Origin of the sequence: Prauserella marina (genome assembly GCF_002240355.1) — a bacterium.
In the GTDB taxonomy this organism is placed as follows: domain Bacteria; phylum Actinomycetota; class Actinomycetes; order Mycobacteriales; family Pseudonocardiaceae; genus Prauserella_A; species Prauserella_A marina.
The window spans coordinates 6708061-6730533 of sequence record NZ_CP016353.1 but is presented as its reverse complement, the minus strand read 5'-3'; the positions used below and the strand labels follow the sequence as shown (position 1 = coordinate 6730533).

Below are 22473 nucleotides of genomic sequence, written 5' to 3'. Positions count from 1 at the left end.
ACCGATCCTCCATCAAAGTGATGTGGATCACATCGGATATGGACGTTATGCGTTCACGCTGCGCACAGCAAGACCCGAGCCGAACTGTGACATTTAGCGGTTGCTTACGCCGATGGCAGGATGGCGGAGTGGACCAGCAAACTGTGAGTAACAGCGTTCGTGACCGGTGGGCGAATGACGTACTGCCCAGCCTTTCCGGACTCGTGGAAATCCCCGCGCTCTCGCCGGTGTTCGACAAGGACTGGGCAAAAACCGGTCAGCTCGACGCCGCCATCGATCACGTCAAGGCGTGGCTGGCCGAAAGGGAGATCCCCGGTGCCGCCATCGACGTGGTCAGGCTCGGCAACCGCAGCCCCGTGTTGCTGCTCGACGTCCCGGCCACCGAGGGCGCCGAGGACAAGGGCACCGTGCTGCTCTACGGCCACCTCGACAAACAGCCGCCGGTCGGTGGCTGGTCGGACGGCCTCGGTCCGTGGAAGGCGGTCGTCGAGGACGGCAAGCTCTACGGCAGGGGTTCCGCCGACGACGGCTACGCCGGATACGCGGCAACCGTCGCGATGGAGGCGCTGAGGGCCAACGGCGGCGCCCATGCCCGCGCGGTCGTCCTGCTCGAAACGGGCGAGGAATCGGGAAGCCCCGACCTGCCCGCCTACCTCGAACACCTCAGTGACCGGCTCGGCGAGGTCACCTTCGTCGTGTGCCTCGACTCGGGCGGCAACGACTACGACCGGCTGTGGCTCACCACGAGCCTGCGCGGGCTCGCGCAGGTCCACGTCACCGCGAGGGTGCTCGACTCGGCGCAGCATTCGGGACTCGCCAGTGGCGTCGTTCCCAGCTCGTTCCGGGTCCTGCGCAACCTCATCGAGCGCATCGAGAACTCCGCGACCGGCGAGATCCTGCTCGCCGAGTGCAACGTCGAGGTGCCCGCCAACCGCAGGGAGGAAATCGCCGCGACCGCGGAGGTTTCGCCGGGCGGCTCGCGCGGCACGTTCCCTTTGAACGGCTCGACGCGGCCCGTCGCCGATGACGAGATCGAATTGCTGCTCGGCAACAGTTGGCGGCCGACGCTGTCGGTGATCGGCGCTTCGGGCTTCCCAGAGCCTGCCGACGCGGGCAACGTCCTGCGTGAGGCGACCACGCTGGCGCTCAGCTTCCGGCTGCCGCCCACCGCCGACTCGGCGAGTGCGCTCGCCGCCATCGAAAAGGCGCTCACCACGGACGTTCCGTACTCGGCGACCATCGAGATCACCTCGACCGAACACGCGGACGGCTGGAACGCGCCCGCGACGGCGCCATGGCTTGCCGACGCGCTCGGAAAGGTCAGCGACGAGGTGTTCGGGCAGCCGTGGCGCGCGGTAGGGCTCGGCGGCTCGATCCCGTTCATGGGCTTGCTCGGCGAGAAGTACCCGCGTGCGCAGTTCCTCGTCACCGGAGCGCTCGGGCCCGACTCCAACGCGCACGTTCCCGACGAGTGGCTGCATCTCGACCAGGCGAGGCGGGTCACCGAGGCGGTCGCGCACATCCTCGACGCGCACGCGAGGAGCTGAGGTCGCTCACCGCCCGCGGTCGCCGATGCCGCGGGCGGCGAGCGCTTCGCCCAGCTCGTCGGCGTGCCGCAGCGTGCGTACCAGAAACGGCACGGCGAACGCGGTCGGCGACCGCTGCGCTCCCCGCGCTTTCGCGGCCTCGCGTACCTCACCGGCGATGCCGGAGATCGCGGCGACCGCCTGCAACGTCAGTCCGACGAGCAGGCCGATCCGGTCCGGTTTGATCCCGAACCGGCGCAACGGCCGCAGTCCGCGTTCGACGGCGGACACCACGTCGTCGACCTTCGTCGTCAGCGTGAACAGGTTGGCCGCGGCGAGTGCGGCGACGATGCGAAGGCAGATCACGGCCGCGGCTTCGATGCCCAGCAGCCACGATTGCAGCGCGAAGACGAACACCACGAGCACGGCGAGGGTGCGTGCCGTGTGCAGGCAACGGCGTGCGGGAATTCGCGCGAGCGCGTACCCGAGCAGGACGACCACCGTGATTCCGCCGAGCCACACTGGCGACCGCACCACGAACACGACGGCCGCGAGCACGAGCAGTGCCAGCAGCTTCCAGCCCGCCGGTGTTCTGTGCAGCAAGCTCGAACCCGGCTCGGTGAGTCCGAAGGGCGTCATTCCACGAGCTTCCGGTAGTACGTCAACGCGGGCCGTGGTTCGTCGTCGGCGACCACCCTGCCCTCGTCGAGTACGACGACCCTTTCGAAGTCGTCCAGCAGTTCGAGGTCGTGGGTGACCAGCACGACCTGCTGCCGCAGTTCCCGCAGCGTCTCGGCGAACCTGCGTTTGTTGCGGAGGTCGAGCAGCGTCGTCGGCTCGTCGCACACCAGTACGTCGGGGTCGAGCACCAGCATCGAGCACAGCGCGAGCAGCTGCTTCTGGCCTCCGGAAAGCTGGTGGGCCGGATGTTCGGCGTATCCGGAGAGGCCGTAGTCGGCGAGCACGCGCTCCGCCTTCGCCGCTCGCTCCTTTTTGGACAGTTCGCTTTTTCGCAGTGAGAAGGCGACGTCCTCACCTGCCGTCGGCATCACGATCTGGCTGTCCGGGTTGGTGAAGATGAAGCCGACCTTGCGGCGCACCTCACGCCCGTTCTTCGCCGGATCGAGCCCTTCGACCCGCACGGATCCCTTTTCGGGGAGCACGAGGCCGTTGATCATGCGGGCCAGTGTCGATTTTCCCGATCCGTTGGCGCCGACGAAGGCCACGCGTCGCTCGGGCAGCGAAAGGTCCACATCGGACAGTACGGTGCGCTTGCCGTAGTGATGGCCGATGCCGTCGAACTCGATCACGATGTCACCTCCCACGCCGTCGCGACGCCGACGCCGCCTCCCGCCGACAGCGCGGCGAGCCCGGTGCGGGCACCGCCCATTCTCACCAGCCGAGTGAACAACCTGACGACAAGAACCGCACCTGAGGCACCCCACGGATGTCCCAGCGCGATCGCACCGCCGTCGGGACTCACCGTGTGCTCGTCGATACCCGCCGCGTCGAGGCAGGCGAGTGTCTGCCCCGCGAACGCCTCGTTGAACTCCACGACGTCCGGTGCGGCAGGCAATGCCGCACTGACCTGGCGCATCGCGCCCACCGCGCCGAGCCCGAGCCGGTTGGGGTCGACGGCCGAGGTCGCCGAGGAAAGCAATCGCAGCCCGCGAAGCCCGAGCCGTTCACGCATCGACTCACTCACGATGAGCACGACGGCCGCTCCGTCGTTGATACCGCACGAATTGGCCGCTGTCGCGGTTCCTTCCTCGCTGAAAGCGGGCCGGAAGCGGGCGAGCCGTTCGAAGGTGAACCCGGCGCGGGGCCGTTCGTCGTGCGTGACCTCTCCGAAAGGGACGATCTCCGCATCGAAGGTGCCCGCGCGCTGGGCCGCGACGGCTCGCTCATGGCTGCGCGTCGCGAAGAGATCCTGTCGTTCGCGGGAAATCCCCGCTTCGGCCGCGACCAGGTCGGCCGCGGGGCCCATGTCCGGATCACCGATGTCGGCCGGTGCGAACGGCGCCCTGTCGTACCAGGTCGGCGGTTCGGTGCGCCAGGCCCGGTACGGCGCCGTCGACGCGCTTTCCACCCCGCCGGCGAGGTACGCCTCGCCCTCGCCTGCCCTGATCATCGCTGCTGCCGTGGCGATTGCCGCGAGCCCGCTCGCGCACTGCCGGTCCACCGTCATGCCGGGAACCCCGAGCCCCGCCCGCAACGCGGCGACCCTCGCCGGATTGCCGCCAGGGCCGAAGACGTTGCCGAGCACGACGTCAGCTAGTTCGTCCACACCAGTCGCGTCGAGTACGGCGCGCAGCACTGGCGCGGCGAGTTCGGCCACCGGATACCCGCGCAGCGCCCCGCCTGCCGAACCGATGGGTGAACGCAGCGCCGCGACGACGACAGGAGCATCCCCGGCCGTCATACCAGCGGCTCCGCCGTCAACGTCTCGTCTCGCAGTCGCTCGGCGATCGCCGAGCGCGCCGGCTTTCCCGACGCCGTCCTCGGCAGCGTCGTCGTGACCAGCCAGCGGCGCGGGCGCTTCGCGGGAGGCAGCGCCGCGCGGGCCGCCTGTCGCAGCTCGCGAAGCGAAGGCGCTCCCTCGACGACCGCCGTGACGACGGCTCCCAGCCTCGGATGCGGCGTACCGGAGACGACGACGTCGGTCACCCCCGCTACCGCGCGAAGAACCCGCTCGACCTCCTCGGCTGGGACGAGGTTGCCCCCGCTCGTGATGGTGGAACTGCCCCTTCCGTGCACGGTCACCTCGCCGGAAGCCGCGACCTCGGCGAGGTCACCGACCGTCGACCACTCCCCTGCCGGGTCGAGCACGCCTTGTCGGAGGTAGCCGGAGAACGCCAACGGTGACCTCACCCACAACACGCCGTCCCGGACGTCGAGATCGACATCCGGAACCCGCATCAGCGTTGCGCCCCTGCGAATGGCGATCAACGAGTGCTCGGCCGAGCCGTAGTACTCGATCAGCTCCGCCTCGGGGAGCAGCCGGTGAAACCGTTCCCGCAGTCGCTGGCCGAGTTCGGCGCCTCCACAGACGACGGTGCGCAGCGCGCACGGCCCCCCGGTTCGGTCCAGCTCGGTCAGCAGCCCGGCCAGCATCGCGGGAACCAGGTGCACGGCTTGGGCCTCGCGGGCCTCGGCGGGACTCCACCTCGGCCTCAGCAGCGGGCTGCCACCGGACCACAGCGTGTGCAGCGCGCCGAAGAGAAACAGCGACGAGCTGAGCGGGCCCGGGATGAGCACAGGGCCGCCGATCGGGCCGAGCGCGGCGAAGCTGCGCAGCCAGGAGTCGCGGGTGCGGGCGAGCACCTTCGGCCTCCCGCTGCTGCCCGAAGTCGTCGGCAGGTAGAACACGGTCGACCCGGTACCGGCCGCTCGCTCGGCGAAAAACTCGCGAGGGTCGAGGTCCGCCCCGACCACGGTGCGCGGACGGGCGTCGTCGAGCACGCCCTGCCGGTGCTCGGCAGGCCACGAAGGGTCGATCACGACGGAGGCTGCGCCGAGTAGATCGGCCCCGAGCAGCCACGGAAGCACGGTCGGCGAGTCGATGGCGATCCGGTCGCCCTCGCCAACGCCCAGCTCGCCGAGGCTGACAGCCGCGGCGTTGGCCGAGGCAAGCAGCTCGCCGGGAACCGAACCGGTGACCGGCGGTGTCGCGAAGGTCATTCGTTCCTGGCCGCTGAGCTGACGAGAGTGCCGGGAAGCGCTCTGTGTACGACGGAGGCAACGAGCGCGGCGACGACGACCTTGGCGAGATCGCCAGGCACGAAGACGAGTGACTGCACGAAGGCCGCACCGAAGTCGCCGGTGTAGAAGCCGAGGAAGGGGATGCCGACGAGGTAGTCGGCGAGCAGGCCCGCGAAGGCCGCCAGCAGCAACACGGGCAGTCCCCTGTTGCGAGCCCGCTGCGCGATCAGGCCCGCGACCAGCGCGGAGGCGATCCAGCCGAAGAGGAAACCGCCGCTTGGCCCGATGAACGGCGCGACCCCGCCACGTCCTCCGGAAAGGAGCGGGAGCCCGATGGCGGTCAACGCGAGCATCAGCACGACGGCCGCCGTAGCCCTCCTCGCCCCGAGAATGATGCCCGCGAGCAGCGGACCCATGTTCTGGATGATGATCGGCACGCCGGATCCGCCGACGTAGAACCCTGGAAACAAGCCGAGCACGGCGATGAACGCGGCGAATACGACCGTCCTCGCGAGGTCGGACGCGGGAAGAGTAGGGCGTGGTCCTGGCACGTATGGCAACCTAACGCGCTGGTCAGATAGCGCGTAGGGCAGTACCGATCGAGCCGAGTTCCCCGACGGCCGCCGAGTACGAGAAGGGCGTCTCCGGATTCCACGGAATCACGTTGCCCTCCTGCACGGCGGGCAGCTTCTGCCAGGTCGGATAGCCCCCGAGCTGGTCGGCCTGGAGGTTTCCGTACCTGCTGTCGAGCAGGATCACGTCGGCCGGATAGGTCCCTGCGTTCTCCCAGCTCAGTTGCTCCCAGTAGTTGCCGTCACCCGGTGCGTTCGGCTCCACGAAGCTCAACCCGTTGTCAGCGAGGTACTTGCTGCTGGGGAAGCCCTGCGCGTTGCCTGCCCACACGCCTTCCTGCGTCGCGGACACCAGCAGCAACTTCTTGTCACCGACCGCGTTCACCGTCTGCGGGAAGTCCTCGGTGAACGAGTCGAACTCGGCTTTCGCCTTCTTGACCGAATCGGAGTCGACGTCGCCGCCGAGTGCCTTCGCGAGGGCGCGGAACTTCTCGATGCCGTCGGTGATCGAGATACCGCCGAGGTCGAGACCGACGGTCGGGGCGGCCCGCTCGACGGCGCCGGCCTGCTCGGCTGGGACGTACCACAACTCGTCCTTGAGATACATCACGCTGACCAGCAACTGCGGCTTGAGCTCGACGTAGCGGTCGTAGTTGAACTCGCCCCACACGTTGCCGAGCGACTGGACCGAGGCGAGGTCGACGTTGCCGACCTGCGGATCCGGTTTGCCCGTCGGCAGTTTCGAAGGACCGAAGATGCCCACGGGGCGGATGCCGAATTCCCACAGCGCCGCCGCAGCCGTCACCTGGGCGACGATGCGCTCGGGGCGGTTGCCGTCGAGCGTGCGACCCCTGTCGTCCTTGAAGGACCAGGTCGATTCGGAACCTTGCTGCGTGGTGTCTTCTTGGTAACCGCACGCGGCCAGCACAGTCGTGGCACCCAGCGCAAGAGCGCCGCCGAGAAAGCGCCTACGATTCACATCACTGAACATGGTCACGCGATGAGGTTAGCCTGGCCTTAGTCTGTTGGCCATGGTGGTGACCGTCTCGGTGCGAGAAACCCGCCGGTCGACGCGAGCGCTGGCGTTACTCGGCATCGTCGTCGCGTTGGCGGTCGTCGTGCTGCTCTCCATCGCGCTCGGCTCGAACCGGCTCTCGCTGACCGAAGTGCTGCACGCGCTCTTCGCCTACGACGGAAGCTACAGCGACACCGTCGTACGCGACACGAGGCTGCCGAGGACCGTACTCGGCATCGTCGTCGGCATGGCGCTTGGTCTCGCGGGCGCGCTCATGCAGTCGGTGACGAGGAACCCCATCGCGGACCCCGGGATCCTCGGCATCAACCACGGAGCCGCCGTCGCCATCGTCTTCGCCTCCGCCGTGTTCGGAGTGACCGCGCCAGGGCACCTGGTGTGGTTCGCTTTCGTCGGCTCGATCGTCGCGACCGCCCTCGTCTACGCCATCGGTGGGGGAAGGGGAGCCAACAGCCCGATGCGGCTCGCGCTTGCCGGAGTCGCGTTGCAGGCCGCATTCGTCGGCATCAACCAGGCCATGCAGGTGATCGACACCCACGCGCTCGACAAGATGCGATTCTGGCTCGTCGGTTCCCTCGCCGACAGGGACCTCAGCACGCTGACCGGGCTCATCCCGTTCTTCGTCGCCGGAGTGGTCATCGCGTTGCTGCTCGGTCGCTCGCTCAACGCCATCGCACTCGGCGATGACACCGCGCACGGGCTCGGCGCCAACCCCGCTGTCGTCAGGGTGATCAGCATCCTCGCGGTCGGGTTGCTGTGCGGCGCGGCGACGGCGGCCTGCGGACCGATCGCGTTCGTCGGCCTGATGGTTCCGCACCTGGTACGACTCGTGGCAGGACAGGACGAACGCTGGGTGCTCGGTCTCTCCGTTCTCGCCGCTCCGGTCGTGCTGCTCGGCTGCGACGTGCTCGGCAGGCTGCTCGCGAGCCCGGCCGAGTTGCAGGTCGGCATCGTCACCGACGTCGTCGGCGGGCTCGTCTTCGTCTTCCTGATCCGGCGACTGCGGACGGTGCGGCCATGAGCGCGGTGCGGAAGCGCATGGAGCGCAGGGCGGTCGTCGTGGTCGCGGCCCTCGTTCTCGTCACGGCCGCGCTTGCTGTGCTCTCCATCGGCACCGGTGAGTATCCGATGTCGTTCGGCGACGTACTGGCGACGCTCGCGGGGCAGGGAAGCAAGTTCGACTACCTCGTCGTCACCGAGCAGCGGTTGCCGAGAGTCCTGGTCGCCATCGTCGTCGGCATCGCGCTGGCGCTTTCCGGCGCCGTTTTCCAGACGCTGAGCCGCAACCCGCTCGGCAGCCCGGACATCATCGGCTTCACGGCTGGATCGGCGACCGGTGGCGTCGCCACGATCATCGTGTTCGGCGCTGGGACGGTCACGGTCGCTTTCGGCGCCATCGTCGGAGGGCTGCTGACGGCGGTGCTGGTCACAGCGCTGTGCGGACGGCGGGGACTGCGCAGTGACCGGCTCGTGCTCGTCGGGGTCGGTATCGGCACCGTGCTGATCGGGATCAGCGCCTACCTGCTCACGAGGGCGACGGCTGAATCGGCGGCGCAGGCGGTGACCTGGCAGGTCGGCAACCTCGCCGGAAGGGACTGGCGTTACCTGGTGCCGATCGTCGTGGCCGTCGCCCTGCTCGCCCCCGTGGTGTTCGCTTACGCGAAGCCGCTGCGGATGCTGGAAATGGGCGACGACGTCGCCATCGGCATCGGTGTCGATGTCGACCGGATGCGGCGCCTGCTGTTCGTGCTGGCCGTCGCGTTGGTGGCGGTCGCGGTCGCGACGGCGGGGCCGATCCCGTTCGTCGCGCTCGCGGCGCCGCAGATCGCCAAGCGGCTGACGAGAAGGCCGGGACCGAACCTGCTCACGGCTGCGCTGTTGGGGGCCGCGCTCGTCGTGGCGTCGGACTACCTCGGTCAGCGACTGCTGGAGTCGTCGCTGTTGCCGGTAGGCGTGGTCACCTCGGCGCTCGGCGGAGCCTATCTGGCCTGGTTCCTTGTCCTGGGCCGCCGAACCAAGCGCCAAACCCTGGCCCGAGCCTGACCGAGAGCCGCCCGAGCCGCCGGTGAGCCGCCGCCCGAGCCGCCGGTGAGCCCCGCGAGTCCCCCCGTCCGCGCGCGAGTCCCCCGCCCAGGACGTCGAGATCCGCACCCAGGACGTCGAGATCCGCGGACGCCGGTGAGGGCTCGGGCGCCGCCGACCCTTGGCGCCCACAACCGTGTGCACGTCGCCAAGGGCCGACGCCAGCGGAGCTTCGACCCCACCAGACTTCGACGCCAATGGGCTTGAGTCCCACCGGAGCGTGAGCACCAACGGAGCTTGCGCACCAACGCGACCCGAATGCGCATCTCGCCGACCTGAATGCGGAGCTCGGCAACGCGAATGCGGATCTCGGCGTCCTGAGTGCGGGACTCGCCGGAGCACGACACCTACCGGACCACGACACACGTCGCAACGGGTCCGTAACGTGCTGATGCTGTGCACTCGCCGAAAAGGGTGGCAGGATGCGTGCACTCGACCAGTATGAACTACTAGGAGTGAACGCCGTGGCTCGCCGATCCAGCCTCAGAGCACTCGTCCTGCTGCCCGCAGTCGCCCTCGCCGCAACCGTCGTGAGTTGCGCGGAGGAGGTCAATCCCGGCGGAGACACCGAAGCCGGCGGCGAGATCTCGCTGGTCAAAGAGGGCAAGCTGGTGACATGTACCCACCTGCCCTACCCGCCGTTCCAGTTCACCGAGGGCGGTGAGACGGTCGGCTTCGACGTCGAACTCGTCGACCTCGTCGCCGAGGAGTTGGGCGTCGAGCAGGAAATCTTCGACACCCCCTTCGAGGGCATCGAGTCGGGCGCGGCATTCGAGAACGGCGACTGCGATGTCGCCGCGGCGGCGATGACCATCAACGACAAGCGCAAGCGCGTGATGGACTTCTCCGAAGGCTACTTCGACGCCAACCAGGCGCTGCTGGTCCAGAAGGACAGCGGCATCCAGAGCCTGGAGGACCTGCGGGGCAAGGAACTCGGCGTGCAGTCGGCGACCACCGGCGAGAGCTACGCGATGGAGCACGAAGAGGAGTTCGGGTACACGCTGCGTCAGTTTGAGGACCTCGCGCTGATGCAGACAGCGGTCAAGACCGGCCAGATCGCGGCAGGCATCAACGACAACACCGTGCTCTACGAGTTCGTCGAGGGGAACCCGGACACCGAGGTCACCGAGGAGTTCGAAACCGGAGAGCAGTACGGCATCGGCATGCGCAAGGGCAACGGCGCACTCAAGGCCAAGGTCGACGAGGTGCTGGCCGCCGCGAGGGAAGACGGCCGCTACGACGCAATCTACGAGAAGTGGTTCCCGCAAGCACAGACAGGCAACTGATAGTCGCCACGTAACAAGGAGTTCTTCATGGCGATGTCGCGCCGTCAACGCGCGCGGGCCTTCCGTGGCGTGCAGTACGCCATTCTCGTGATCGCGATCGTGCTCGTTGCGGTGTTGGCCGACTGGGGCACGATCCGGCACGCGTTCTTCAACGGGGATGCCGCGGCGACCCAGTTCCCCGACGTACTCTCGTCGGCGCTGGTCAACACCATCATCTACACCGCACTGGGGTTCGGGGTCGGTCTTGCCCTCGGTCTGGTGCTGGCGTTGATGAAGCTGTCGTCCGTCGGTCCTTACCGCTGGCTCGCCACGATCTACATCGAGTTCTTCCGCGGGATTCCCGCGCTGCTCGTGTTCATCGCGCTCGGCTACGGCGTGCCGTTGGCGTTCGGGCTCAAGTTCGACATCTATTCGACGGCGGCGATCGCGCTCGGCCTCGTCGGCTCCGCCTACATCGCGGAGACGTTGAGGGCAGGCATCCAGGCGGTTCCGCGCGGTCAGGTCGAGGCAGCGCGTTCGCTCGGCATGTCGCAGGCGAGGGCGACGATCACGGTCGTGATCCCGCAGGCGTTCCGCATCATCCTTCCTCCGTTGACCAACGAGTTGATCCTGCTCACCAAGGATTCCTCGCTGATCTACCTGCTCGGTCTCGCGAGGGACGAGTACGAGCTGGCGAAGTTCGGTCGCGAGGGGTTGAACCAGACGAACTCGCTGACGCCGATTCTGCTGGCAGGCGTGTGCTATCTGATCATCACGATTCCACTGGGTTACCTGTCGCGGTACCTGGAGCGGCGGAGCGGTCGCAAGGAGGAGCAAGGGTTGAAGGTGACCGCATGACCGACGCGATTGTCGAGATTTCCGGACTGAACAAGGCGTTCGGCAGGCTTGAGGTGCTCAAGGGCATCGACATGACGGTGCGGCGCGGCGAGGTCGTCTGCATCATCGGGCCCTCGGGTTCGGGAAAGTCGACGCTGCTGCGCTGCGTCAATCTGCTTGAGGAACCCAACGCGGGCAAGGTCGTCGTCAACGGATTCGAGATGACCGATCCCGATGTCGACATCGACAGGGCGCGGCGGACCATCGGCATGGTCTTCCAGAGCTTCAACCTGTTCGGCCACCTGTGCGTACTGGACAACCTGACGGTGGCGCAGCGCAAGGTGCTCAAGCGGGACAAGGACGAGGCGGAGTCGATCGCGAGGGACAACCTGGAGAAGGTCGGTCTCGCCGAGAAGGCCGGCTCGATGCCCGATCAGCTTTCCGGCGGTCAGCAGCAACGGGTCGCGATCGCGAGAGCGTTGTCGATGCAGCCCGCGGTGATGTTGTTCGACGAGCCGACCTCCGCGCTCGACCCCGAACTCGTCGGTGATGTGCTCGCCGTGATGCGCAATCTGGCCGAGGAGGGCATGACGATGCTCGTGGTGACCCACGAGATGCAGTTCGCCCGTGAGGTTGCTGACAAAGTGCTCTTCATGGACGGCGGAGTCGTCGTGGAGGAAGGGCCGCCGTCCCAGGTCATCGGTGATCCTCAACAGGAGCGTACGCAAACGTTCCTTCGTCGCGTTTTGAATCCGGTGCATGCCGACGAGTGAAGGAGCGGTTGCCGGTAAGCGGTCGTCTGAATACTCGCAGTACTCCATTGAGCCTATTGCGCTCGATGTGCAAGATCAGCTTCGCTGTGGGTGCGTCCGGGAGTCGTCCTCCGTGCGAGCGGTGATCCATTCGGATGCGTCGCAAGGCGGAGGAGGGAGCCATGACGGCGTCATGGTGACCGACGACAACGCCGCGAGGCGCCGGATGGGCACCGCGTAGCCGGTACGCGACGGTTCCCGGACGCACTCTGTGGGCGAAGAGGGTGGATGTGAGTAGAGGGGGCCGAGTGATGCCGGGCTTTCGTCGCAACGGCCCACGTGAGCCTGGCGAAGGCGAGGAAGGACAGCACGAGTCGAACGAACAGGAACGTCCCCGGCTCGATCCTTTCCAGCCCAATCCTGGCAAGCAGTACGAGGTCAAGGCGGCGGATCTGCTTCGCCCTTTCATCGAGCCGGGTACCGGCACGCTGTGGCGCTGGCGCAAGCAGGCGACGAACGCGCCGATCGTGCAGGTCGAGGATGCCTACATCACGGGAAAACTCGACCTGCGCGCCGCCGACCTCCAGTATCTGTTCCGCTTCGAGCGTTGCCGGTTCGAGCAGCCGCCCGATGTCCGTGAGGCGAGCCTGCTCGGGCTCGTGTTCCGCAGGTGCTGGCTGCCTGGGCTGAAGGCACGCAACTTCCGCAGCCGCAACGACTTGCGGTTGATCCGGAGTGTGGTCGAGGTCGACGTCGGCAAACCGGACAGCGAGACGACGGTGCGCAGGGCCGAGGACGCCGAGCGCGGACTTCCCGATGCCGCGGTGAATCTCACCGATGCCGTCATCGAGGGGTCCGTCGTGTTGACGCGAAGCACGCTGCGGCATCCGCGAGGGAAGGCACTGCTCGCCGACCGTCTCGTGATCACCGGCGCCCTGCTGGCCTACCGGCTCGAAGCCAGCGGCGAGGTCAGGATTCCCGGACTGCGAACCGGAGGTAACGTCAACTTCTCCGGCGCGACGCTGAAGAACGCGGAAGGGTTCGCGCTCAACGGAAACGGGTTGCAGATCGGTGGCAGCCTACTGTGCGAAGTGGACAATTACGGTCCTCGCGCCGACCGGCGCAGGTTCAGTTCGGACGGCATGTTGTTCATGCCGAGTGCCAAGGTCGCCGGCGACATCGTGTTCAGAGGAGCCAGACTCGCTGTCGACCAGACCGGCGACATCGTCGTCGACGCGTGGAAGACGGGTGACTGGTACGTCGATCCGCGTCCCGCGCTGATCGCCGATCGGCTCCAGGTGGAGGGAAACGTCGAGCTGAGTGACCAATTGGAGGTCACCGGAACGATCCGCATGGTCAACGCTCATCTCGGTGGCTCGCTGCGCCTCGCGGCGGCGAGAGTCAGAGTGCTCCGTGGTCAGACGGCGCCGTTTCACGACAGGGCCATCCATTTGGACGGCAGCGAGATCAACGGCGACATCGACGGCACGAACATGTGGGCGGAGGGGCAGTTCCGGCTCGCCGACGTCAACGTTCGCGGCAACATGCTGATCTCCGGCGCCACGTTCTTCCATCCGGAGCGCGATGCCCTTTCCGCGCGGCGCAGTACCGTTTCCGGAAACCTGCTCTTCAGAAGCTGTGCCGTCGCGGGAACCGTGCGGCTGCAAGGAATGGCCGTCGGCGGCAGCATCGACATGAGGGGAACCGAGGTCGTTCAGCCTGAGCTGAACGAACTGAGCAGCTGGTCGGTCGATCTCCGTTCGGTTGTCGTCGCGAGAAACGTGCTGCTCATCGCCGACAGGGACAGGGCGTTCAAGGCGACGGGCGGCGTCACGCTGGACGGAGCGGACGTCAAGCGCCGCATCGATTTCCGAGGCGCCGAACTCCACTCGACGCCACGGCACGGCATCGCGCTCGACTGCGGTGACGCGAACGCCGACGAGTTCGATCTGATGCCGAGCACGCCGCCGGAAGGCATGGTCGTGTTGTTGCGCTCGACGTGCGGAACGTTGCAGGACAACGACAACCTGTGGGAGGCGACCGGAGGGCTCGAACTGGAGGACTTCCGGTACGACGCGCTGGCCACGCCCATCGCCCTGCGCGACGACGAAGCGGTCGGCGAACGGCTTGAGCGGCTCAGGAAGGCCATGGGCGGATACCGGCCAGGTCCCTACGACCAGTTGGCCGTCATGCTCAGGGCGAGCGGCAACGAGGAGCACGCCGATACGGTGCTGCTCAAGAAGCAGCAGTTCCGCTACGACGCTCTCGCACACGGCTACCGTTTTTTCGGCGGCGGCGTCAGGTTGTGGAGCTGGTTGCAGCGGTCGATGGTCGGTTACGGCTACCGGCCCTTTCGTGCCCTTGGCTGGCTGTTGATGCTGCTCGTCGCCGGAAGCATGTGGTTCGGCATGCGCGAGGACAGTTGTGTCAACGACACGACGGACCGGTTCGAGGTCGTCGGCGAACGGTGTGCGGTGAACAGGGACGACAGCGGACTCGAATGGAACCCCGTGCTGTACACCGTCGATCTGCTCGTGCCGATCGTGGATTTCGGCAACAAGGGCCGTTGGTACATGGCCGACGAGGACAAGTGGGTCTCGACCGGTTTCACGGCGATGGGCTGGGTGCTCGCGACCACGGTCGCCGCTGGCGTGACGAGAACGTTGCGCCGTAACGGAAGTTAGGATTCGCACCGATGGCGGACAAACCCAATGCGAGCGGCGAGATCGAGGTCGGAGCCTCGGCCGAAACCGTGTACTCGTTGATCAGTGACCCCGGTGTTCTCGCCGAGCTCGCCGGGGAGTACACCGGCTACCGGTGGCTCGACGGCGCGCGCGAGGCACGCGAGGGCGCACGGTTCCGAGGACACAACCGCAACGGGTTCCGCAGGTGGAGCACGGTGTCCACGATCACGGACGCGGCCAGGGGCGAGCGGTTCGCGTTCGAGGTCTCCGCCGGGCCGTTCGCGGTCTCCCGTTGGCAGTACGACATCGAACCGGCGGAAGACGGCTGCCGCGTCGTCGAGAGCACGTGGGACAAAAGAACGTCCTGGTTCAGGGTGGTCACCGGCCCGCTGATCGGCGTTTTCGACAGGGACGGCCTCAACACCCGCAACATCGCCGCGACGTTGCGCAGGTTGAAGGAACGCGCCGAGGCGTAACGGCGCGAGCGGGGCCTGCGATGTGCCGTTATCGGTTCTTCAACTCGCTTCTCACCTCGCGGAGTACAGGCATCCGTCATGCGACTCGCCGCCTCGATCCTCGCCACCCTCGCCATCGCCGGTCTCGCCGCAGGCTGCACCGAACACCCGCACCGGCGGGGAGGCTCCTTGCCCGACCCGGCGCCGACGGTCACCCTCACCGAACCGGCAGGCGGCCCCGTGAAAGACGGCACCTGACCTGGCCGTTGCGGATGGTGTGATCGAGGCGGGTGTGCTCTGATATCGCCCGCATGGGGTGATTGCACCCCCAAGCGGAAGCGGCGGCCGATCTCTCGCGTTTAGTAGAGGCGTGAGTGATGCGAAACCGCGGGGAAGTGTGCGCGCGCCCGAATTGACCGGAGATGTCTGGCTCAACACGGGCGGCGAACAGGTAACGCTCGCAGGATTGCGCGGCAAGGTCGTCCTGCTCGACTTCTGGACCTCCGGCTGTGTCAACTGCCTTCACGTGCTCGACGAGTTACGTCCGCTTGAGGAGGAGTTCGCCGACGTGCTGGTCACCATCGGCGTCCACTCGCCGAAGTTCCAGCACGAGGGTGAGGCCGCCGCCATCGAGGCCGCGGTCGAGCGGTACGGCGTGCACCACCCCGTTCTCAACGATCCGGCCATGAAGACCTGGGACGCCTATGCCGTGAAGGCGTGGCCGACGCTGGTCGTCGTCGACCCTGCGGGCTATGTCGTGCATGTCGCGGCTGGTGAGGGCCATGCGGAGGCGTTGCGCAAGGTCATCGGCGGCGTCGTGGAAGCGCACGAGCGGGCAGGCACGCTGCGTCGTGGCGGGAGCCCCTACGTACCAGCCGAGATCGAGAAGACGGAACTCCGCTTCCCCGGCAAGGCGGTCGTGACCTCGGAGGGAAGGGTGCTGGTCGCCGACACCGGCAACCATTCGATCGCCGAGTTCGCCTCGGACGCCGAAACTCTGGTGCGCAGGTTCGGCAGCGGTGTGCGAGGGGCCGTCGACGGCGCGTTCGACATGGCGCGGTTCGCGGAGCCAGGGGGCCTCGCGTTGTTGCCGGAGCGCGTCGCACTGAAGGTGGGCTACCACCTCGTCGTGGCCGATACGGCGAATCACCTGCTGCGCGGTGTCGATCTGCGCACCGGCGGCGTGACCACCATCGCGGGCACCGGGACGCAGTGGCGCGACGGCGACAGCTCGGGACGAGCCATCGAGGTCGATCTCACGAGCCCGTGGGATGTGCGCTGGTGGGACGCTGCGGGTGGCGTCGTCGTCGCCATGGCGGGCAACCACACGCTCAGCCTCTTCGATCCGGTCGGCGGCACCGTCGAACGGTTCGCGGGCACCACCGTCGAAGGGCTGCGCGACGGCGCCGCGAAGGAGGCGTTCCTCGCCCAGCCGTCAGGGCTCGCCGTCGGAAGGGACCGGTTGTGGTTCGTCGACGCCGAAACGTCCGCGCTGAGGTGGATCGAGCCCGTCGGCGACGACTACACGGTGTACACGGCGGTCGGCACGGACCTGTTCTCGTTCGGCCACAAGGACGGCAAGGCGCCGTCGGCGCTGTTGCAGCATCCGCTCGGACTCGCGGTGCTGCCCGACGGCACGGTCGCCGTCGCCGACACCTACAACGGCTCGATCAGGCGCTACGACCAGGCTCGCGGTGAGGTGTCCACGATCGCGAGGAATCTCGCTGAGCCCTCGGGGCTCGTCGTGACGGACGGCGGGGTGCTGGTGGTCGAATCGGCCGCGCACAGGCTGGTGCCGCTGGCCGCTGAGCACGACGAGGTCGACGGCGCGCGGCTCGCCGTGCAACGGAGGCCGACCGTCGTCGCTTCGGGCGAGATCGACTTCTCCGTGCTGTTCGTTCCGCCTCCCGGCGAGAAGTTCGACGACCGTTTCGGCCCTTCCACGCGGCTCGAAGTCACCGCCTCGCCGCCGGAACTGCTGGCGGAAGGCGCGGGAACGGGAACGGAGCTGCGGCGCACCCTCACGCTCGCGGAAGGACATTCGGGGGGCGTGCTCCAGGTCGTCGCCCAAGCCGCGAGTTGTGACGTGGAAGGCGAGCATCCGGTATGCAGGGTCACCAGGCAGGACTGGGGGGTTCCGATCAAGCTCGATCCGGAGGGCAAAGCCGAACTGCAACTCGTCATGTCCGGCTCTCCCGACACATAGCGGACGTAGCATTGGCCGCGTGTCAGACCGTTCCAGCGCGCTCGAACAGGGCGCCAAGCTTGAAATCCAGATGCTGCACGACCGGGTCCTCGTCAGGGTCCCTGTCGACGAGGGTGAGCGCCGTAGCAGCAGCGGCATCGTCATCCCCGCTACGGCCCAGGTCGCAAGGCGGCTTTCTTGGGGAAACGTACTCGGTGTGGGCAATAATGTACGGAACGTGAAGGTCGGCGATCGCGTGCTGTTCAACCCCGAGGACCAGTTGGAGGTCGAGATCCAGGGAGATGGCTACCTGGTGATGCGGGAGCGGGACATCCACGCGATGGCCACCGAGCGTACGGAGCACGGCACGGGCCTTTACTTGTAGGGCGGAATTGGTGGAGGGGCCAATTGCGGGAGGAACACGACTGGCCGGGTGAGGAGTCCGAGTCGGCTGACCACGCGTCCTACCCCACGGCCTTTTCCGCCTACCCTCAGCGTTATCCCGCTGACGACCTCGCTGGTGAACTGCTCGAAGCCGAGCCGGCGCCGGTGCGTTCCGCGAAAGCGAGGCGGTTCCGCAAGGGCATCGGCACGGCGTTCCTGCTGGCGGGTGCCGCTGTCGTGGTCTTCGTCGTGCTCTATGCCGCCGACCTGATGTTCAGCATCGGCGACGTGCCGCGCGGGGTCACCGTCGCCGGCGTCGATGTCGGTGGCATGAGCAGGGTGGCGGCGGAGGCGACTCTCAAGGACGAATTGGGTCCCCGGCTTTCCAGGCCCGTTGCCGTGAAGGCGGGCGATGTCACCACCGAGTTGTCCCCTCGCGAAGCGGGTCTCGGACTCGACTGGCAGCGCACGGTCGAGCAGGCGGGCAGCCAGCCGCTCAACCCGCTGACCCGCATCGCCTCGTTCTTCACGACCCGCGAGGTCGGGGTCGTGAGCACGTCCGACGACCACGCGTTGCGGGCCGAGGTCACCAGAATCGCGGGTGAGCGCGTCAATCGTGAGGTCGTCGAGGGCGACATCAGGTTCCGAGGGGTTTCCGGTGTCCCCAACGCCGTCGAGCCCTATGCCGTCGAGCCGAGGAGGGGGCAGCGGCTGAACGACGTCGACGCCGCGATGACGGCGGTCAAGGACGTCTGGCTGGAGAGCGAGTTCGTCGAGTGGACCGTCGACGTGACGCCGCCGAAGGTGAACTCCGGCGAGGTGCACAAGGTCCTCGACGGCACCGTCCGGCCGTTGGTTTCCGCGCCGGTGACGGTGCGGGGCGACGGAAGCGACGCGGTGCTCACGCCGCGCACCATCAGCAGGGCACTGCGATTCGCCCCCGAGGAGGGCAGGCTGCGGATGAGTGTGGGGCGGGATCCCCTGCGCGACGCCGTCCGTCCCGGCCTGATGAGTACGGAGAAGTCGCCGAAGGACGCTCGCATCGAGTTCGCGGGTGCCTCGCCGAACATCGTCCCCTCCGAGGACGGAAGGAACATCAACTGGGAGCGGACCTTCGCTCCACTGCTCGACATCGCCACGAAACCGGCTGACCGGGAGCTTCCCGTCGCCTACGACGTCAGGAAGCCCGCGTTGAGTACCGATGCGGCAGAAGACCTCGGCATCAAGGAGGTCATCGGCGAGTTCAGTACGAGCGGTGTCTCCGGTGACGCGGCCAAGAACGTCGCCGCGATGGCGAGGACGCTCAACGGTGCGTTGGTGCGACAGGGAGAGACGTTCAGTCTCGACGCCAGAACAGGTCCGCGTACCGCGTCGCAGGGCTATGTCAGGGCTCCCGTCCACGATGACGGAACGGGACGCCAGGTGATCGGCGGCGGAGTCTCCCAGCTCACGAGCACGCTGTACAACGCCGCCTATCTCGCGGGGCTCAAGGACGCGGGGCACACCGCCCACCGGCACTACTCGGACCGATTCCCTCCCGCCCGCGACGCGGTCTCGTTGCGGGACGACGGCTCCGGCGTCGACCTCGCCTTCACCAACGACCTCGCCAAGGGCGTCGCGATTCAGGCGCAGGTCAGCGGATCGACGGTGACGGTGCGGATATGGGGAACAGCGCAATACCGCGTCGAGAGCGATACGGGGGAACGGACCGACTACCGGCCGGCGCCGCTGACGCGGGACGAAGGACCGAGATGCAGGCCGTCGGCCGGATCGCCGGGATTCACCGTGTCCGACACGAGAACTCTCTACGACCGTTCCGGTCGCGAGGTGCGGTCGGAAACCAGCACGGTGACCTATGAACCACGGCCCGCGGTGTTGTGCGTACCCGGCCGTCCCGGGTCCGGCGACCTCACCGCAGGATCACGCAACCGCGTGCGGTGAGGTCGTCGAACCAATCAGGGACGCGAAGCTTCCTGTTCCAGCGAAGGTCGAGCTTGTCCAGCTTGGGCAGGAGCGCCAGCGAGCCCGGTAGTTCGCGCAGTCCGTTGTCCCGCAGGTCCAGCACGCGCAGGTCGGTCAGCTTTCCGACCGAATCGGGCAGGGTGTCCAGGTTGTTGCCTCTGAGATGGAGTTCCCGCAGCGCGGCCAGCTCGCCGATCTGGTCGGGAAGTTCGGTGAGTTCGTTGTGGTAGAGGCGCAATTCGCGCAACGCGCCGAGGTTGCCGATGGTGGCCGGGAGCGCGGTGAGGTCGTTGTCGGTCGCGCCGAGATACCGGAGGCGGTCGAGCTTGCCGATGGAGGCGGGAAGCGTCGAAAGCCTGTTGTCGCTCAGATACAGGTACTCGGTGAGGTTCGGCAGCTCGCCGAGCTCGTCGGGAAGGGTGGCGATGGTGTTGTGGCCGAGGTCGAGCGTGTGCAGGTTGGTCAGCTCGCTGATCCTTGGCGAGATCTCGGTGAGCCGGTTGTCGGCGAGATTCAACACCCGCAGCTCGGCGAGATTCCAGAGCCAATCCGGGAGCACCGCGATGCGGTTTCGGTAGGCATCGAGTTCGTACAGTTCGGTGCTGTCCCGGATCGACTCCGGAATCTCGGTGAGGTCCTGCCCGCTGAGCTGCCCTGCCACCTGCCGTGTCATGGGCAGTGAAGCTAGCTCACTTCTTCAGCTGGCTTCGGTTGCGGGGGTACAGGCTCGCCGCGATCGACACACCGATGGCGGCGACGACGAGCTGCGTGAAGAACTCCAGCCAGTCCCAGCCGGACGTGTCGGCGTAGCCGAGTCCCCTCGCGATGGCGGTACCGATGAAGGCGGCAACGATGCCGACCAGGATGGTCAGCCACACGGGGATGTTCTGCTTGCCAGGCGCGATGAGCCTGGCAAGTACGCCGAGCACCAGTCCTACGAGGATCGCGGAGATGATTCCCGAGACAGCCATGGTCGCTCCTGTCGTCAAGTCAGCACATGACTCGACAGGGTTACCCCGCACTCGCGAAGGCAACCATGCGAAGGGCCGCCCTCCTCCCTCGAAAGGGGAAGGGCGGCCCCAGGCCGCGGGTCAGAACGCCGCTTCGTCGATCTCCATCAGGTCGTTGTCGGCTGCCTCTACGATCGCGCGGCGCGCGGTCAGCTCCGGCAGAACGTTCTTGGCGAAGAAGGACGCGACGGCGACCTTGCCGTTGTAGAAGGCGACGTCCTTCGCCGGCGGCGTGCCGTCGAGCTTGCCGAGCGCGATCTCGGCCTGCTTGAGCAGCTGCCAGCCGACGAGCAGATCGCCTGCCGAAAGCAGCAACCTGACGGTCTGCTGACCGATCTTGTAGGTGTTGCGCACGTCCTCCTGGGAGGCCGTCAGGTAGCCGATGAGCGCGCCGAGCATGCCCTGCACGTCGTCGAGTGCCTGCTTGAGCAGCGCGCGCTCGTTCTTGAGCCGCCCGTTGCCCGCCTCTGACTGGACGAAGGCGGTGATCTCGCCCGCGACGTGAGTGAGTGCCTTGCCCTTGTCGCGGACGATCTTGCGGAAGAAGAAGTCCATCGACTGGATGGCGGTGGTGCCCTCGTACAGCGAGTCGATCTTCGAATCACGGATGTACTGCTCGATGGGGTAGTCCTGGAGGAACCCGGATCCGCCGAGGGTCTGTAGCGACTGCACGAGCTGCTCGGTGGCCCGCTCGGAGCCGACGCCCTTGACGACGGGCAGCAGCAGGTCGTTGACCCGCTCGGCGAGATTCCGCGACTCGTCGTCGCCCTCTCCCGTCCAGAGCTGGTCCTGGAAAGAGGCCGTGTACAGGTAGACCGCCCGCAGCCCCTCCGCGTACGCCTTCTGCAACATCAGCGACCTGCGGACGTCGGGGTGGTGCGTGATGGTGACCCGTGGCGCGGCCTTGTCCAGCATCTTGGTCAGGTCGGCACCCTGAACGCGTTCCTTGGCGTACTCAAGCGCGTTGAGGTAGCCGGTCGACAGCGTCGCGATGGCCTTCGTGCCCACCATCATGCGGGCGTACTCGATGACCTGGAACATCTGTGCGATGCCGTCGTGCACCTCGCCGAGCAGCCACCCCTTGGCAGGCGTGCCGTGCTGGCCGAAGGTCAGCTCGCAGGTCGTCGAGACCTTGATGCCCATCTTGTGCTCGACGTTGGTGACGAAGGCACCGTTGCGCTCGCCTGGCGCGCCGGTCTCGGGGTCGAAGTGGAACTTGGGTACGAGGAAGAGCGAGAGGCCCTTCGTTCCCGGCTTGGTCTCGATTCCCTGTCCCTCGGGCCTGGCGAGCACCAGGTGCATGATGTTCTCGGTCATGTCCTGGTCGCCGGAGGTGATGAAGCGCTTGACGCCGTCGAGGTGCCAGCTTCCGTCCTCCTGCCGGATGGCCTTCGTGCGGCCGGCGCCGACGTCGGAACCGGCGTCGGGCTCGGTGAGCACCATCGTCGCTCCCCATGCCCTGTCGATCATGAACTGAGCCCAGCGCTTCTGCTCGTCGGTGCCGTTGCGGTCGACGATCATCGCGAAGTTGGGGCCCGCCATGTACATGAACAGCGCGGGGTTGGCGCCGAGGATCAGCTCGGACGCGGCCCACTGCACGGTCGGGGGGAGGCCGAAGCCGCCGAGGTGGTTGGGCAGGCCGAGCCGCCACCACTCCCCGTCCCACAGTTGCTGGTAGCTCTTCTTGAACGACTCGGGCAGCGTGGCCGAGAACGTCTTGGGGTCGTAGACCGGTGGGTTGCGGTCGGCGTCGGCGAAGGACTCGGCCAGCGGGCCGACGGCAAGGTTGTTGAGTTCGGAAAGGACACCGCGGGCGGTCTCCTCGTCGGAGTCCGCGAGTACGCCCTTGCCGAGACGGTCCTGCACGCCGAGGACCTCGAAGAGGTTGAACTCAAGGTCTCGGACATTGCTCTTGTAGTGGCCCATGTCGTCGCTCCGTACGGGTAGTTCGGGATTCCGGCTGGGCACTCCGTGCGGGACATCGCTGCCCTACTGGCCGGTAACTTCCAGAATATTACCTGTGG

Annotated in this window: 21 protein-coding genes; 12 read left to right on the top strand and 9 right to left on the bottom strand. The window is 67.1% G+C overall.

The annotated features are described in order from the left end of the window. Positions 1–143: 143 nt before the first annotated feature. Positions 144–1547, top strand: coding sequence for a M20/M25/M40 family metallo-hydrolase (locus tag BAY61_RS31340; RefSeq protein WP_425439987.1), 1404 nt, complete (start codon positions 144–146; stop codon positions 1545–1547). 6 nt (positions 1548–1553) lie between these two features. On the opposite strand, the gene BAY61_RS31335 is transcribed toward BAY61_RS31340, so the two are convergent. From BAY61_RS31335 to BAY61_RS31310, 6 genes are read right to left on the bottom strand one after another with little or no spacing between them, the layout of a single operon-like run. Then, complete coding sequence (locus BAY61_RS31335; protein ID WP_091806087.1) at positions 1554–2165, bottom strand: energy-coupling factor transporter transmembrane component T family protein; 612 nt, start codon at positions 2163–2165, stop codon at positions 1554–1556. After that, positions 2162–2836 (bottom strand): energy-coupling factor ABC transporter ATP-binding protein, encoded by a 675-nt coding sequence (locus BAY61_RS31330; protein WP_091806598.1) that lies wholly within the window; start codon positions 2834–2836, stop codon positions 2162–2164. The genes BAY61_RS31335 and BAY61_RS31330 overlap by 4 nt, the downstream gene beginning before the upstream one ends. Then, positions 2833–3948 carry a thiolase family protein gene (locus BAY61_RS31325; RefSeq protein WP_091806085.1) on the bottom strand — a complete coding sequence of 372 codons (1116 nt, stop codon included), beginning with the start codon at positions 3946–3948 and terminating at the stop codon, positions 2833–2835. The genes BAY61_RS31330 and BAY61_RS31325 overlap by 4 nt, the downstream gene beginning before the upstream one ends. Then, positions 3945–5207 carry a class I adenylate-forming enzyme family protein gene (locus BAY61_RS31320; RefSeq protein ID WP_091806083.1) on the bottom strand — a complete coding sequence of 421 codons (1263 nt, stop codon included), beginning with the start codon at positions 5205–5207 and terminating at the stop codon, positions 3945–3947. Before BAY61_RS31320 ends, BAY61_RS31325 begins: the two co-directional genes overlap by 4 nt. Then, positions 5204–5779: a biotin transporter BioY gene (locus BAY61_RS31315; RefSeq protein WP_091806081.1), complete on the bottom strand. Its 576-nt coding sequence runs from the start codon at positions 5777–5779 to the stop codon at positions 5204–5206. Before BAY61_RS31315 ends, BAY61_RS31320 begins: the two co-directional genes overlap by 4 nt. A 22-nt stretch (positions 5780–5801) precedes the next feature. Further along, positions 5802–6779 (bottom strand): ABC transporter substrate-binding protein, encoded by a 978-nt coding sequence (locus BAY61_RS31310; protein ID WP_245865598.1) that lies wholly within the window; start codon positions 6777–6779, stop codon positions 5802–5804. 52 nt (positions 6780–6831) lie between these two features. Here BAY61_RS31310 and BAY61_RS31305 point away from each other — a divergent pair, with 52 nt between their 5' ends. The 11 genes from BAY61_RS31305 to BAY61_RS31260 all read left to right on the top strand — a co-directional run bounded on the left by BAY61_RS31305 (position 6832) and on the right by BAY61_RS31260 (position 19418). Continuing rightward, positions 6832–7854 (top strand): FecCD family ABC transporter permease, encoded by a 1023-nt coding sequence (locus BAY61_RS31305; protein ID WP_091806077.1) that lies wholly within the window; start codon positions 6832–6834, stop codon positions 7852–7854. Further along, a complete protein-coding gene (locus tag BAY61_RS31300) occupies positions 7851–8876 on the top strand; it encodes a FecCD family ABC transporter permease (protein WP_091806075.1) in 1026 nt (341 codons plus the stop codon). Before BAY61_RS31305 ends, BAY61_RS31300 begins: the two co-directional genes overlap by 4 nt. Positions 8877–9379: 503 nt before the next feature. Beyond that, positions 9380–10201, top strand: a complete 822-nt coding sequence (locus BAY61_RS31295; RefSeq protein ID WP_091806595.1) for a transporter substrate-binding domain-containing protein — start codon at positions 9380–9382, stop codon at positions 10199–10201. Positions 10202–10228: 27 nt separating this feature from the next. Continuing rightward, positions 10229–11038 (top strand): amino acid ABC transporter permease, encoded by an 810-nt coding sequence (locus BAY61_RS31290; RefSeq protein WP_091806072.1) that lies wholly within the window; start codon positions 10229–10231, stop codon positions 11036–11038. Continuing rightward, positions 11035–11790: an amino acid ABC transporter ATP-binding protein gene (locus tag BAY61_RS31285; RefSeq protein ID WP_091806069.1), complete on the top strand. Its 756-nt coding sequence runs from the start codon at positions 11035–11037 to the stop codon at positions 11788–11790. Before BAY61_RS31290 ends, BAY61_RS31285 begins: the two co-directional genes overlap by 4 nt. A 290-nt stretch (positions 11791–12080) precedes the next feature. Next, a complete protein-coding gene (locus BAY61_RS31280) occupies positions 12081–14453 on the top strand; it encodes an oxidoreductase (RefSeq protein WP_091806066.1) in 2373 nt (790 codons plus the stop codon). 11 nt (positions 14454–14464) lie between these two features. Continuing rightward, positions 14465–14929, top strand: a complete 465-nt coding sequence (locus BAY61_RS31275) for an SRPBCC family protein (RefSeq protein ID WP_091806064.1) — start codon at positions 14465–14467, stop codon at positions 14927–14929. A 78-nt stretch (positions 14930–15007) separates the two neighbouring features. Continuing rightward, positions 15008–15166 carry a hypothetical protein gene (locus BAY61_RS33225; protein ID WP_170140107.1) on the top strand — a complete coding sequence of 53 codons (159 nt, stop codon included), beginning with the start codon at positions 15008–15010 and terminating at the stop codon, positions 15164–15166. Positions 15167–15305: 139 nt separating this feature from the next. Beyond that, positions 15306–17114, top strand: coding sequence for an NHL domain-containing thioredoxin family protein (locus BAY61_RS31270; protein WP_091806061.1), 1809 nt, complete (start codon positions 15306–15308; stop codon positions 17112–17114). Between the two features lie 70 nt (positions 17115–17184). Next, on the top strand, positions 17185–17478 hold the full coding sequence (locus BAY61_RS31265; RefSeq protein WP_091806592.1) for a GroES family chaperonin: 294 nt from the start codon (positions 17185–17187) through the stop codon (positions 17476–17478). A 23-nt stretch (positions 17479–17501) separates the two neighbouring features. Continuing rightward, the gene (locus BAY61_RS31260) at positions 17502–19418 is read left to right on the top strand and encodes a VanW family protein (RefSeq protein ID WP_091806060.1); all 1917 of its coding nucleotides are present in this window, start codon (positions 17502–17504) and stop codon (positions 19416–19418) included. On the opposite strand, the gene BAY61_RS31255 is transcribed toward BAY61_RS31260, so the two are convergent. The 3 genes from BAY61_RS31255 to BAY61_RS31245 form a co-directional block, all read right to left on the bottom strand. Beyond that, positions 19387–20112, bottom strand: coding sequence for a leucine-rich repeat domain-containing protein (locus tag BAY61_RS31255; protein ID WP_091806057.1), 726 nt, complete (start codon positions 20110–20112; stop codon positions 19387–19389). The genes BAY61_RS31260 and BAY61_RS31255 overlap by 32 nt on opposite strands. Before the next feature lie 16 nt (positions 20113–20128). Further along, positions 20129–20410, bottom strand: a complete 282-nt coding sequence (locus tag BAY61_RS31250; protein ID WP_091806054.1) for a GlsB/YeaQ/YmgE family stress response membrane protein — start codon at positions 20408–20410, stop codon at positions 20129–20131. 120 nt (positions 20411–20530) lie between these two features. After that, positions 20531–22375, bottom strand: coding sequence for an acyl-CoA dehydrogenase (locus BAY61_RS31245; RefSeq protein WP_091806052.1), 1845 nt, complete (start codon positions 22373–22375; stop codon positions 20531–20533). Between the last annotated feature and the right edge of the window lie 98 nt (positions 22376–22473).